The sequence below is a fragment of the Salinimicrobium gaetbulicola genome (assembly GCF_042676025.1).
Lineage (GTDB): Bacteria > Bacteroidota > Bacteroidia > Flavobacteriales > Flavobacteriaceae > Salinimicrobium > Salinimicrobium gaetbulicola.
The window spans coordinates 1,437,448-1,449,736 of the sequence record NZ_JBHTJP010000032.1; the positions used below are offsets into that span (position 1 = coordinate 1,437,448).

Genomic DNA, 12,289 nt, shown 5'->3' on the forward strand with positions numbered 1-12,289 from the left:
TATGGAAACAACAGTTCAAAAAAAGTACACGTACAAGGATTTTGGCAATGACCAGGAAGTAAGATGGTGTCCGGGATGTGATGACTATGTTATTTTACGCTCTGTTCAAAAAGCCCTTCCCGAAATGGGAGTAAAAAAGGAAGATGTAGTATTCATTTCCGGGATCGGGTGTTCTTCCCGCTTCCCTTATTATATGGGAACTTACGGAATGCACGGGATCCATGGTAGAGCTCCTGCGATCGCATCTGGAGTGAAACTGGCAAACCCAGATCTAAGTGTTTGGGTTATTACCGGGGATGGAGATAGTATGGCTATTGGAGGAAACCATTTCATACACGTACTAAGAAGAAATATCGACCTCAACATCATTCTTTTCAACAACGAGATATACGGTCTTACAAAAGGCCAGTTCTCCCCTACCTCTTTAGTAGGACAAAGAACTAAATCCTCTCCTTTTGGGAATACTCAGCCGCCATTCTCCCCGGGAGAACTTGCAATTGGTGCCCAGGCACGATTTTTTGCAAGAATTGGCGGGAATGCGCCTAAAGAAATGAGTGATCTATTCATTCAGGCTGAAAAGTTCAAAGGTACATCCTTAATTGAGGTGTTGCAGAACTGCGTGATCTTCAATGACGGTTGTTATGTTAAATACACAGACAAGAGCGTTAGAGAAGACAAGCAGTTGTTCGTGGAACATGGTAAACCTATGATCTTCGGAAAAGACAAAAACAAAGGCCTTATCTTAAATGGTCTTAAACTGGAGGTGGTCACTATTGGTGAAAACGGTATTACAGAAGATGATATTCTGGTACATGACGCCAAGGAAAAAGACCCTACCATGCATCAAATGCTGGTGAGATTGGAATATCCTTTAGTAACCGGAATCATTCGAAGTTTTGAGGATGTTACCCTGGAAGAAAGAGAGAATGCACTGACCGAACAGATCAAAGCAAAATCTGATTTTAAAGTGACTGACGACCTCTTCTTTTCGGGAGAAACTTATCAGGTGAAATAACGGTTTTACTGACTTTCATCAGTTCTCAGCTGGAGGATTACTGTTAATTTTATTAACAAATTAAAGCCTGGAAAAAATGGGTTCAGAAGCAATCATCGTCTTTTTTCTTGCCGGGGTAATTTTGGTTGCCGGCGCGAACTTTCTTTCGAATTTAATATCGCCAAAGTCAGATAACCTTCAGAAAAGGGAACCTTATGAAAGTGGGATGAAAACGATCGGTCCTACCTGGGTTCAGTTCAAGGTGGGATACTATTTGTTCGCTATCCTCTTCCTGATCTTTGATGTAGAAGTTGCCTTTTTAGTACCCTGGGCAGTAGTATTTGCAGATCTGGGTACGGTAGCGCTTGTTGAAATAATCATCTTCCTGTTTATCCTGGGACTTGGTCTCGCTTACGCATGGAAAAAAGGAGCATTGAAATGGGAATAATAAATAAAAAAGAAACTGCTTCAAAAGCAGGACAAATACCAGAAGATTTTCCCGGAAAAGTTATTCCGGCAGGCAACGGCGCCAATATTGTGGTGACCTCGCTTGATAAGATAATTAACTGGGGCCGGGCGAATTCGCTTTGGTCCCTTTATTTTGGAACGAGTTGTTGCGCCATTGAAATGATGCAAACCGGCGCAGCCCGTCATGATTATTCCCGCTTTGGTTTTGAAGTGGCAAGGCCTTCCCCCAGGCAAGCCGATCTCATCATTATCGCGGGAACTATCACCAATAAAATGGCTCCTGTGCTGAGAAGGTTGTATGACCAGATGGCCGAGCCAAAGTATGTGATCGCAATGGGTGCCTGTGCCATTTCGGGAGGGCCCTTCTTTTACAACTCTTATTCCGTAGTAAAAGGTGCAGATCACGTGATCCCCGTTGATATCTATGTACCGGGTTGTCCACCGCGACCCGAAGCATTACTGGAAGGTATGATCATGCTGCAAAAGAAGATCATGACCGAAAGCCGTACCAAACAAAAGAACCCTATCGAAGGTTTTGACGAAGGAAAATAAATAAGGAGCCATGACAAACGAAGAACTACAAAAGACTATAGAAAGCTGGTTCCCCGTGCCTGAATTTACTCAGCCCGAATTTTCTACGGAAGGTTCCCAGTTTCTTAACGTGAGTATAGAGCCTGAAAACCTTCACGAATTAATGGGTCTACTGCAACATCACCCCGAGACGCATTTCGATTACCTCTTCTGCCTCACCGGGGTTGATTACGGTAAAGAACTGGGAGTGGTATATCATCTTGAGTCTACCGTGCACCGCCATATCATCGTGGTGAAGGTACAGACAGAGGATCGTGAAAACCCCATTTTTGACAGCGTTCAGGATCTATGGGCGACAGCCAATTTCCATGAACGGGAAGTATACGATTTCTTCGGAATTAAATTCAGAAATCACCCGAACATGAAACGTCTCTTCCTTTCTGAAGACTGGGAAGGATTCCCTCTTAGAAAGGATTATGTAGACGACGTAAACATGGTGGTTAAATAGACATTTTATGGAAACAGCAACTGTAAATAAAGCCACACCAAGAAATAACTTCAAGTCTGAAGAATACTTCATCAACATGGGGCCCCAACACCCGGCCACTCACGGAGTACTCAGATTATTATTGACCATTGACGGGGAGATCATCAAAAAGGTGGATCCAGATCTTGGTTATATACATCGCTCTATCGAGAAAATGTGTGAGCGGGACAGTTACCAGCAGATCGTTCACCTGACCGACAGGATGGATTACCTCTCCTCTCATATCAACAACGAAGCTGTTTGTTTAACCGTAGAAAACGCACTGGAACTTGAAGTTCCAGAAAGGGTTAAAGTCATCAGGACCATTTTAGGTGAATTGACCAGGCTCGCTTCTCATACCTTATGGTGGGGAGTAATGGGAATGGACGTAGGAGCATTAACCACCTACTTTTATGGCTTCAGGGACCGGGAGATGATAAATGACATTTTTGAAGAGACCTGCGGAGCAAGACTTACAATGAACTACAATATCCCGGGAGGATTGATGCATGACATCCATCCAAACTTTGTAAAAAGGGTAAAAGAGTTTGTGGCTCATTTCAAGACCAAGCTTCCTGAGTATGACAAACTCCTAACCGGAAATGTCATTTTTCAGAAGAGAACAAAAGGCGTGGGAATATTAACTAAGGAAGATGCAATCAATTTTGGGGCTTCGGGCCCTGTTGCACGGGCTTCAGGTTATTCCTGCGACGTAAGAAAATACCATCCATACAGTGCACTTGACCTGGTAAGTTTCAACGAAGCGCTTGATACCGCCGGAGATTCTTTCGCCCGCTATACTGTGAGGATCCAGGAAATGTGGGAGTCTCTTTCAATTATAGAACAATTGATAGATAACATTCCAGAAGGGGATCACAAGGTTGAAACCAAAGCTGTGATCAAATTGCCTAAAGGGGAATATTATCAAAAAGTAGAGACCGCCAGAGGAGAACTGGGGGTTTACATCCTTAGTGACGGAAGTAAGAACCCGTACCGGATGAAATTCAGATCTCCAGGGCTTTCAAATCTCTCCCTGCTGAATCACATCGCGGTGGGTGGAAAGATTGGAGACCTTGTAGCCACGATGGCTACCATAGATATTGTAGTACCGGATATTGACCGATAAATTGTAAAAAATGAATTTCTTAAGCATCAATGAGTGGTTACTCAGCTTCATGCCGGCAGGCGCAGTAAGTATCGCGAAAATGGTATTTATCGCCCTTATCTATCTTACTGTTTTCGCAGTATTGGGATTATACCTGGTTTTACTGGAAAGAAAGGTAGCTGCCTGGTTTCAATTGAGACTTGGTCCTAACCGTGTAGGATATAAGGGAATGTTCCAGACGCTGGCAGATGCCCTGAAACTGGTTTCCAAGGAACTTACAGGTACAGTAAAAGCTGATAAGTTTCTCTATAACCTCGCCCCCTATTTTGTGATCATCACTGCTTTGATGGCACTTGCGGTTTTCCCTTTCACCAAGGATCTGCAAGCATATGATATAAATATTGGATTGTTCTTTTTGATAGCCATCTCCTCTATTGGAGTGATCGGTATCCTTTTGGGAGGCTGGAGCAGTAATAACAAATTCGCCTTAATCGGGGCGATGAGAAGTGGAGTACAGACCATTAGTTATGAACTTTCTGTTGGTTTGTCACTTTTGACCATGGTCATTCTCTCCGGAAGTTTACAGCTTTCAGAGATTATTGAAGTGCAAAAGGACGGCTGGTTGATCGTGCAGGGACATATTCCCGCGATGATCGCCTTTATGATCTATATGATCTCGGGGACCGCAGAAACCAACCGCGCGCCTTTTGATATGGTGGAAGCCGAATCTGAACTGGGAGCAGGATTTCACACCGAATATTCGGGAATGAAGTTCGCCTATTTCTTTCTCGCGGAATTCATCAACATGTTCATTATAGCTGCTATCGCAACCACGGTATTCTTCGGAGGATGGTTATCCCCCTTCGGAATGACCGAATCCATACCATTTTTAGGCCTCTTCTGGTTCCTTGCGAAAACGTTTGTGTTGGTGTTCCTAATGATGTGGTTCAGATGGACGTTTCCGAGGCTGAGAGTTGATCAATTATTAACCCTGGAATGGAAATACCTGTTACCCATCAACCTGGTAAACCTTGTGTTGATGGCTGTGATCGTATGGTTAAATCTCACTATTCAATTCTAAGACCATGAGTTACTTTTCAGAAATATATAATGGCATAAAGACCCTTCTCACAGGGATGAGCGTTACGGGAAAATATTTCCTGAATTCACGAAAAGGTGCCATTACCCAGCAATATCCTGAAAACCGGGAAACCCTTCAAATGTTCGAACGCTTCCGCGGAGAGGTGGTGATGCCACATGATGAGAACAACGAGCACAGCTGTACCGGATGTCAAAAATGTGAACTGGCCTGCCCTAATGGAAGTATCGAGATCATCTGGGACCGGGTGATCGATGAGGAAACCGGAAAAAAGAAAAAGATCATAGATCAACATATCTATCATTTGGGAATGTGCACCCAATGCGGACTTTGTGTGGACGCGTGTCCTTCAGACGCCATTAAATGGGCTCAGAACTTTGAGAATTCCGTTTATGACAGGACCCACCTAACCCGAGTGTTAAACAAACCGGGCTCTAAAGTGAGAGCCGGAGTAGAAGAATAAGTCATGGAAAAAGTAATTTTTTACCTTCTAGCTATAATAATGGTTGGCGCCGCGATCTCCGCGGTTAGCAGCCGAAAAATGTTGCGTTCTGTTGTATATCTGTTATTTGTGCTGATAGGGGCCGCCGGGCTATATTTTATGATGGACTATAATTTCCTGGCGGCCATTCAGCTTACCGTATACGCAGGTGGTATCGTAGTGCTCATCATTTTCTCGGTTCTGCTTATCGAGCATATCGAGATGGAACTGGAAATAGCCAAACCGGCAAGGCGCTGGTTTACGGCACTACTTTGCCTGATGGGTCTAAGCGTTTTCCTAGCCACAATTTATTCACACCCTTTTGCCGTTGCTGAAACTACTGCCCCTACTACTGTTGCTGAAATAGGAAACGCGCTGCTGAGCTTCGAAAAAGGCGGATTTATCCTGCCTTTTGAAGTAATAAGTGTGCTTTTGCTGGCAGCCATGATAGGAGCTATCGTGATCGCCAAAGGCGGTAGGGAAATAAAACAGGATCCGAATTTTAATGACATAGATCTGGATGTAATTCTGAAGGATGCCAAACAAAAAGCTGAAGCAAAAGTTCTGGAGAACGAAACTTCAGTATAAAAGATTAGAAAAGCAGGCATAAAGCCTTAAAAAATAAACATTGCATATGATCCCGGGAGTAAGCATAACCGAAATTCTCACCCTCACCTCCATCCTGTTCTTCATTGGAGTGTATGGGTTCATTACACGAAAGAACCTGGTATCGATCCTCATTTCTGTAGAATTGATACTGAATTCATCTGTAATAAATTTTGTAGTGATCAATAAGTACCTATATCCTGAAATGCTTCAGGGCATGGTGTACTCGATTTTCATAATTGCGGTAGCGGCGGCCGAAACGGCCCTTGCGGTTGCCATTATCATCAATATCTACAGGCGCCTGAGTTCTGTGGAAGTCAAGGAAACTGAAACAATGAAGTATTAATCCTTTCAAGACATGAACCTTACTAACCTTCTTTTAATTCCTGCGATTCCCCTGACCGTCTTTCTGGTCCTGGGGATCTTCAGCCATAAAATTAAACCGGCCGTATCTGGCCTGGTAGGTGTGGCAGGTCTTGCAGCCTCTACCCTGCTTTCCTATCATACCGCCTGGCAATATTTCTTTGTTCAGGGTAAACTTGACGGGGTTTACCAGACTTTCGTAGAAAAGGTCACCTGGATGAATTTCACCGACACCTTGCATATAGACATGGGAGTTTTGATCGATCCTATCTCGGTGATGATGTTGATCGTCGTTTCCACCGTCTCTCTAATGGTGCATATTTACAGCAGAGGTTATATGAAAGGCGACGACGGGTATACCCGGTTCTTCGCTTACCTTTCTTTGTTCACCTTTTCAATGTACGGACTGGTACTGGCCACAAACCTTTTCCAGATCTATATTTTCTGGGAGCTGGTGGGAGTTTCTTCCTTCCTGTTGATCGGATACTATTACACTAAATCCTCAGCGATCGCGGCTGCCAAAAAAGCCTTTATAGTCACCCGTTTCGCCGACTTCGGATTTTTGATAGGGATCTTCATTATAGGTTTTTACACCAACACTTTTGACTTTGAAACCCTTAATGATCCTGAAGGGCCTGCGATCCTGAATTGGGCTTCTTCTTCCTTTATGGGACTTTCTTTCATCACCTGGGCATTGATCCTGATATTCATGGGAGGTGCCGGTAAATCGGCCATGTTCCCATTACATATCTGGTTGCCCGATGCGATGGAGGGGCCAACCCCGGTTTCTGCGCTTATTCACGCTGCTACCATGGTTGTGGCCGGAGTTTACCTGGTGGCAAGACTCTTCCCCATGTTCTATATGGTAGAAGACGGCTTCGCGCTGGAGATCGTGGCCTATGTTGGAGCATTCTCCTCTTTGTTTGCCGCGATCATCGCGATCACCCAGACAGATATCAAACGAGTACTCGCCTTTTCCACTATGTCACAACTTGGTTATATGATGATGGCTTTAGGTGTTTCCGGATTTGACGGACACGAAGGAGTTGGTTACATGGCCTCCATGTTCCACCTGTTCACACACGCCATGTTCAAAGCCCTGTTATTCCTGGGAGCCGGTTCTGTCATTCATGCCGTTCACTCCAACTTATTACAGGACATGGGTGGACTAAGAAAATATATGCCGGTCACCAATATCACATTTTTGATCGCTGCTCTGGCCATCGCGGGGGTACCGCCATTGGCAGGTTTCTGGAGTAAGGACGAGATCCTGGTAGCCGCTTTCGAGAACAGTCAGTTCCTATATGGTAACGGGGTTTTCGTAGCCGGACTTACAGCATTCTATATGTTCAGGATCTACTTCGGAATATTCTGGGGTAAAGAAACGAAATACGAGCATGCTCCGCATGAATCTCCATTTTCAATGACCTTACCGCTCATTATCCTGGCAGTATTGAGTATTGGAGCAGGATTTATCCCGTTCAGTGAATTTGTTACTGCAGATAAGGCCGGTTTTGAAGCCCACCTGAATTATCCTCTTGCGGCGATCGCAGTTGGCGCAGGATTACTGGGTATCATCATCGCCTGGATCTTCTACAAAAAAGAAAATGACCTGGCATACCGCTTTGCAAATGCCTTTGGAAGAGTTTATACCTGGACCAGTCGCAAGTTCTACTTCGATGAGATCTATTTGTTCATCGCCCGTAATATCTTCTTCAATAGCGTTGCCGCCCCAATCGCGAAATTCGACAAGAAGATCGTGGACGGCACTATGGAGGGTATCGGAAATAAAACAGTGGTGATCTCACAAAAGATCAAAGGAATGCAGTCGGGGAAAGTACAGGATTACGCCTTCGGATTTATTGGAGGGGTTGTTATCCTGGCGCTGGTATTCATTTATATATGGACTAATTAACGAATGATCATGGATATTTTATCACTTTTTGTCATAGCACCGGTTCTTGTAATCATCGCTTTGGTTTTCACAAAAGACCTGAAGCAGGCCCGCATGATCTCAATGCTGGGTGGGCTCATTCAGCTTGGAATGGCAATAAACCTTATGTTCGCTTACATACGTGAACGGGCCGTTGATGACAGCATCATGCTGTTCACCAGAGACCTGGTTTGGTTTGAACAATTCAACATACATTATAACATTGGAGTCGACGGAATTTCTGTCGCTCTTATCCTGCTTACTTCGATCATTGTACTGGCCGGGGTTTTCATCTCCTGGAAAATGGAGGATCTGCCAAAGGAATTCTTCATTTCCCTGATCGTATTGTCAACAGGGGTTTATGGTTTCTTTATTTCGATAGACCTGTTCACCATGTTCGTATTCTACGAGATCGCGGTGATCCCAATGTATCTCTTGATCGGGATATGGGGTTCAGGGCCAAAGGAATATTCGGCAATGAAATTAACCTTAATGCTGATGGGAGCTTCCGCCATATTAATGGTTGGGATCCTGGGCATCTATTTCAATTCAAATGCCGACGGAGGGGCACTAACCTTCAATATTCTGGAGATCGCTAAGGTGAATATCCCGTTTGAAGCACAAAAACTGTTCTTCCCGCTAACCTTTATAGGGTTCGCGATCCTGGGAGCCTTATTCCCTTTCCACACCTGGTCACCAGACGGACACGCTTCGGCACCAACAGCGGTTTCCATGCTGCACGCCGGGGTTTTGATGAAACTGGGTGGTTACGGGATCTTTAGGGTGGCGATGTTCCTGCTTCCGGAAGGAGCGCTGGAATGGAGCTGGTTCTTCATTATCCTTTCAGCAACTGGAGTGATCTACGGTGCTTTCGCGGCCTTACGACAAACCGACCTGAAATATATTAACGCCTACGCATCTGTGAGCCACCTGGGAATGGTAAGTTTCGCTCTGCTTATGCTGAATAAAACAGCCTGGAACGGGGCCATTTTACAATCCCTTTCTCACGGATTCATGACAGCATTGTTCTTTGCCCTTATCGGGATGATCTACGGAAGAACTCATACCCGGGACATTACAAAACTAGGTGGATTGCTGAAGGTGATCCCTTTCATTTCGGTCATCTATGTGATCGCCGGAATGGCATTATTGGGACTTCCCGGTTTCAGCGGATTTGTAGCCGAAATGAACATTTTCATGGGAGCTTTTCAGCATGACAGCATGTTCTACAGGGTTGCGACCATTATCTCGATCTCAGCGATCGTGGTGACCGCAGTCTATGTTCTGAGAGTGGTTGGTATCATGTTGATGGGACCGGTGAAAAATGAAGCGTATACCAAACTGCCCGGAGTGACCTGGTATGAAAGAACCGGGATCCTGCTGCTGCTTATCCCTATCGTAGGAATTGGAGTAGCGCCACTTTGGATCAGTAATATGATTTTAGAAAGCATACAACCCTTCATCCAGGGAGTGTTATAATATTTAAAGAGGAGAAAAATGGAACTTAACAGTTTTTTACTGATGCGGCATGAGATCTTACTTTTATCGATCATCCTGCTATTGATCATTGCTGAAATATTCGTCCCCGAAAACCGGAAAACCAGTATCATGCATTTAGCTTTGGTTTTCTTCGGAATTCACACGGCAGTTGGATTCTTTCCTTTGGCTGAAGCCAGCCTTTTCGGAGGCATGTTCAGGAGCAATGACATGATACACTTCTTTAAAGTGGTGTTGAACATTGGCGTTTTCACCATCTTGTTACAGTCGGCAGAATGGCTGGACAAGAATGTTATAAAACAGGATCGCGGCTCTGAGTTCTTCATCCTGTTGTTCGCCTCCCTGCTGGGAATGTATTTCATGATCTCGGCCGGCGACTTCCTTATGTTCTATATTGGGCTGGAACTATCAACCCTGCCGGTAGCGGCTCTGGCTGCGTTCGAAATCATGAAGAGACAATCGGGCGAAGCGGCTGTGAAGTTCATACTTTCAGCGGCGCTGGCATCGGGAGTTTCTTTGTTCGGTATTACCATGCTGTATGCAACCAACGGCTCCATATATTTTGAAGATGTGATAAGTACGTTGGTGGCAAACAATCTTACTATTTTAGGATTCATCCTGTTCTTTGCGGGGCTTGCTTTCAAGATATCTTTGGTGCCTTTCCACTTCTGGACAGCCGATGTATATCAGGGCTCTCCCATAAGTATCGCCTCTTATCTTTCGGTTATTTCTAAAGGCGCGGCGTCATTCATTTTGATGATCCTGTTGTTCACCGTTTTAAAACCTTTAATGCACATTTGGGAGCCCCTACTTTACATCCTGGCCCTGGTCACCATGTTCACAGGAAACCTCTTCGCGTTAAGACAACAAAACATGAAGCGCTTCCTGGCATATTCGTCAATCGCGCAGGCCGGATTCATTCTTTTAGGTCTAATGACAGGAACCCAATTAGGGACCGCGACCGTTGTATATTTCGTGACAATATATATTTTCTCAAACCTGGCTGCTTTTGGAGTGGTGCAAGCCATATCTACCAAGACCGGTAAAGAAAACATGGATGATTATGAAGGGCTGTACCGTACCAACCCTAAATTGAGTTTGGTCATGATGCTGGCTTTGTTCTCGCTGGCGGGGATTCCGCCGGTGGCAGGATTCTTCGGAAAGTTCTTCCTGTTCACGGCAGCCGCGAGTAAAGGATATTATCTGCTGGTATTCCTGGCAGTAGTGAACGTGACCATTTCCCTTTATTATTATTTGTTGGTAATAAGAGCGATGTTCGTAAGAAAAGGAGAAGATCCTATCCCATTTTTCAGAAGTAAGATCTATATGAAGCTGGGTCTGTTAATCACCGTGCTGGGAATCCTGGCTCTGGGATTATATAGTCCGCTTTATGATTACATATATGATTTAAGCGCTGTTTTTAATTAGAAAGTTATGGCATTAGAAGGTAAACATACGTTCGGAAACATTGGAGATACCCGTGTAAGTTTTGTAGAAAAGAAGATCGAGGAAGCCCGAAAAGACTTTCTTAAAGATTTACTGGAACACAATGGCTTTGAAGTAATTATAGAAGAAGAGAAGAGGAAGAAGGAAGAAGAACCACAGCTCTATACCGTCGCGGTCACAGATATGACCTTTAACCCGGTGGTAGCCGTTTATGAAAGAAAGCTCAGGACCTTTGATGACCGTAAGGTAACGGCCGATTACTGGAACCAGGTTTCAGAAAACACCTCACCTCAGTATTGGCAAAAAAAAGAAGAGTAATTTTAGTTTAAGTTTAGGATGGTCCCGCAACAGCGGGATTAAAGCCTTGCAGAGTGATCTGCAGGGCTTTTTAATTTATTGCTTTTTCATTCGGGCTATCTTATCTGGAGGGATAGGCGCAGGAACCGCATTTTTAATGGGTTTGGTGCTTTTTAAATAGGCGAACATGGCTTTGAGGTCATCATCTGAAAGCAGGCCGTAACTAGGCCAAGGCATAGGCGGAAGTAAGTCGCGGTTATTCTTCATTCCCTTGTATTTCCCCTGGCGAATAGCGGTTTCGAACTGTTCATAGGTCCAGTTCCCTATTCCGGTTTCATCTGAAGTAAGATTAGCTGCAAAAGAAACTCCCCAGGGTCCTACAGAAGCGGTTAGATCTCCAGTAAATAAGATCCATCCCTTCTCAACAGCGTTTTGATCAATTGGCGGTAATTCGTTCCCCTGCCGGTAACCTGATAATTTAAGTTCAGGATCTTCTTCAGGTCCCCTTTCTCCCATTTTTTTTGGAGAATGGCAGTCTGCACAACCAATACTGGTAATCAAATATTCACCTCGCTTTACAAGATCTTTCTGGGCCTGATCAGCATTAGCTTCCTGCAGTTCAATTTCCCCGGGGGCAGCAGATATTTCTGAGTATTCCTTTTCCTTACATCCGGTCAATAGAAAGGAAAAAACAATTAAAGAAGACAATGAAAACCGTAACAAATCAGGGGCAATTCGGAGATTGGATGGTCCAGACATAGCAAATATAATTTTAGTTAACTTACTGATATTAAATATATTAAAATTCCAGACCTGTTTTTTAATTATCTAACAAAAATCAGTCATACTACCTAAATCCTTGAAAAAATACCATTCTAAGCCAAATAATTTTAAATTTCTATAAGAAAAAAGCTACAATGATTAACATTTAAATAAATTAACT

The 12,289-nt window shown here is 44.1% G+C and carries 14 protein-coding genes; 13 read left to right on the plus strand and 1 reads right to left on the minus strand.

The features are described from left to right. The first annotated feature begins 1 nt into the window (after nucleotide 1). The 13 genes from ACFQ1G_RS08025 to ACFQ1G_RS08085 all read left to right on the plus strand — a co-directional run bounded on the left by ACFQ1G_RS08025 (nucleotide 2) and on the right by ACFQ1G_RS08085 (nucleotide 11,367). Nucleotides 2-1,015: a 2-oxoacid:ferredoxin oxidoreductase subunit beta gene (locus ACFQ1G_RS08025; protein ID WP_380738328.1), complete on the plus strand. Its 1,014-nt coding sequence runs from the start codon at nucleotides 2-4 to the stop codon at nucleotides 1,013-1,015. 76 nt (nucleotides 1,016-1,091) lie between these two features. Then, nucleotides 1,092-1,442 carry an NADH-quinone oxidoreductase subunit A gene (locus ACFQ1G_RS08030; protein WP_380738330.1) on the plus strand — a complete coding sequence of 117 codons (351 nt, stop codon included), beginning with the start codon at nucleotides 1,092-1,094 and terminating at the stop codon, nucleotides 1,440-1,442. Next, a complete protein-coding gene (locus ACFQ1G_RS08035) occupies nucleotides 1,433-2,014 on the plus strand; it encodes an NADH-quinone oxidoreductase subunit B (protein ID WP_380738332.1) in 582 nt (193 codons plus the stop codon). Before ACFQ1G_RS08030 ends, ACFQ1G_RS08035 begins: the two co-directional genes overlap by 10 nt. 10 nt (nucleotides 2,015-2,024) lie before the next feature. Continuing rightward, nucleotides 2,025-2,501 carry an NADH-quinone oxidoreductase subunit C gene (locus ACFQ1G_RS08040; protein WP_380738334.1) on the plus strand — a complete coding sequence of 159 codons (477 nt, stop codon included), beginning with the start codon at nucleotides 2,025-2,027 and terminating at the stop codon, nucleotides 2,499-2,501. 7 nt (nucleotides 2,502-2,508) lie between these two features. Beyond that, nucleotides 2,509-3,645, plus strand: coding sequence for an NADH-quinone oxidoreductase subunit D (locus ACFQ1G_RS08045; RefSeq protein WP_380738336.1), 1,137 nt, complete (start codon nucleotides 2,509-2,511; stop codon nucleotides 3,643-3,645). 10 nt (nucleotides 3,646-3,655) lie between these two features. Next, nucleotides 3,656-4,705, plus strand: a complete 1,050-nt coding sequence (gene nuoH / locus ACFQ1G_RS08050) for an NADH-quinone oxidoreductase subunit NuoH (RefSeq protein WP_380738338.1) — start codon at nucleotides 3,656-3,658, stop codon at nucleotides 4,703-4,705. Between the two features lie 4 nt (nucleotides 4,706-4,709). Continuing rightward, a complete protein-coding gene (locus ACFQ1G_RS08055; protein WP_380738340.1) occupies nucleotides 4,710-5,186 on the plus strand; it encodes a 4Fe-4S dicluster domain-containing protein in 477 nt (158 codons plus the stop codon). Between the two features lie 3 nt (nucleotides 5,187-5,189). After that, nucleotides 5,190-5,792 carry an NADH-quinone oxidoreductase subunit J family protein gene (locus ACFQ1G_RS08060; protein WP_380738342.1) on the plus strand — a complete coding sequence of 201 codons (603 nt, stop codon included), beginning with the start codon at nucleotides 5,190-5,192 and terminating at the stop codon, nucleotides 5,790-5,792. 46 nt (nucleotides 5,793-5,838) lie between these two features. Beyond that, entirely contained in the window at nucleotides 5,839-6,156 is a 318-nt protein-coding gene (gene nuoK / locus ACFQ1G_RS08065) for an NADH-quinone oxidoreductase subunit NuoK (protein WP_380738344.1), read from the plus strand. A gap of 12 nt (nucleotides 6,157-6,168) precedes the next feature. Further along, on the plus strand, nucleotides 6,169-8,088 hold the full coding sequence (gene nuoL, locus ACFQ1G_RS08070; RefSeq protein WP_380738346.1) for an NADH-quinone oxidoreductase subunit L: 1,920 nt from the start codon (nucleotides 6,169-6,171) through the stop codon (nucleotides 8,086-8,088). A gap of 9 nt (nucleotides 8,089-8,097) precedes the next feature. Then, nucleotides 8,098-9,585: a complex I subunit 4 family protein gene (locus ACFQ1G_RS08075; protein ID WP_380738348.1), complete on the plus strand. Its 1,488-nt coding sequence runs from the start codon at nucleotides 8,098-8,100 to the stop codon at nucleotides 9,583-9,585. Nucleotides 9,586-9,603: 18 nt separating this feature from the next. Continuing rightward, complete coding sequence (locus ACFQ1G_RS08080) at nucleotides 9,604-11,031, plus strand: NADH-quinone oxidoreductase subunit N (RefSeq protein ID WP_380738350.1); 1,428 nt, start codon at nucleotides 9,604-9,606, stop codon at nucleotides 11,029-11,031. A gap of 6 nt (nucleotides 11,032-11,037) precedes the next feature. Continuing rightward, entirely contained in the window at nucleotides 11,038-11,367 is a 330-nt protein-coding gene (locus tag ACFQ1G_RS08085; protein WP_380738352.1) for a hypothetical protein, read from the plus strand. Nucleotides 11,368-11,442: 75 nt separating this feature from the next. Here the strand turns inward: ACFQ1G_RS08085 and ACFQ1G_RS08090 are convergent, their stop codons facing one another. Beyond that, nucleotides 11,443-12,105, minus strand: coding sequence for a c-type cytochrome (locus ACFQ1G_RS08090; protein ID WP_380738353.1), 663 nt, complete (start codon nucleotides 12,103-12,105; stop codon nucleotides 11,443-11,445). Between the last annotated feature and the right edge of the window lie 184 nt (nucleotides 12,106-12,289).

Coding starts and splice junctions, on each gene's coding strand:
- ACFQ1G_RS08025 (WP_380738328.1), top strand. CDS start 2: ATGGAAACAACAGTTCAAAAAAAGTACACGTACAAGGATTTTGGCAAT.
- ACFQ1G_RS08030 (WP_380738330.1), top strand. CDS start 1,092: ATGGGTTCAGAAGCAATCATCGTCTTTTTTCTTGCCGGGGTAATTTTG.
- ACFQ1G_RS08035 (WP_380738332.1), top strand. CDS start 1,433: ATGGGAATAATAAATAAAAAAGAAACTGCTTCAAAAGCAGGACAAATA.
- ACFQ1G_RS08040 (WP_380738334.1), top strand. CDS start 2,025: ATGACAAACGAAGAACTACAAAAGACTATAGAAAGCTGGTTCCCCGTG.
- ACFQ1G_RS08045 (WP_380738336.1), top strand. CDS start 2,509: ATGGAAACAGCAACTGTAAATAAAGCCACACCAAGAAATAACTTCAAG.
- nuoH (WP_380738338.1), top strand. CDS start 3,656: ATGAATTTCTTAAGCATCAATGAGTGGTTACTCAGCTTCATGCCGGCA.
- ACFQ1G_RS08055 (WP_380738340.1), top strand. CDS start 4,710: ATGAGTTACTTTTCAGAAATATATAATGGCATAAAGACCCTTCTCACA.
- ACFQ1G_RS08060 (WP_380738342.1), top strand. CDS start 5,190: ATGGAAAAAGTAATTTTTTACCTTCTAGCTATAATAATGGTTGGCGCC.
- nuoK (WP_380738344.1), top strand. CDS start 5,839: ATGATCCCGGGAGTAAGCATAACCGAAATTCTCACCCTCACCTCCATC.
- nuoL (WP_380738346.1), top strand. CDS start 6,169: ATGAACCTTACTAACCTTCTTTTAATTCCTGCGATTCCCCTGACCGTC.
- ACFQ1G_RS08075 (WP_380738348.1), top strand. CDS start 8,098: ATGGATATTTTATCACTTTTTGTCATAGCACCGGTTCTTGTAATCATC.
- ACFQ1G_RS08080 (WP_380738350.1), top strand. CDS start 9,604: ATGGAACTTAACAGTTTTTTACTGATGCGGCATGAGATCTTACTTTTA.
- ACFQ1G_RS08085 (WP_380738352.1), top strand. CDS start 11,038: ATGGCATTAGAAGGTAAACATACGTTCGGAAACATTGGAGATACCCGT.
- ACFQ1G_RS08090 (WP_380738353.1), bottom strand. CDS start 12,105: ATGTCTGGACCATCCAATCTCCGAATTGCCCCTGATTTGTTACGGTTT.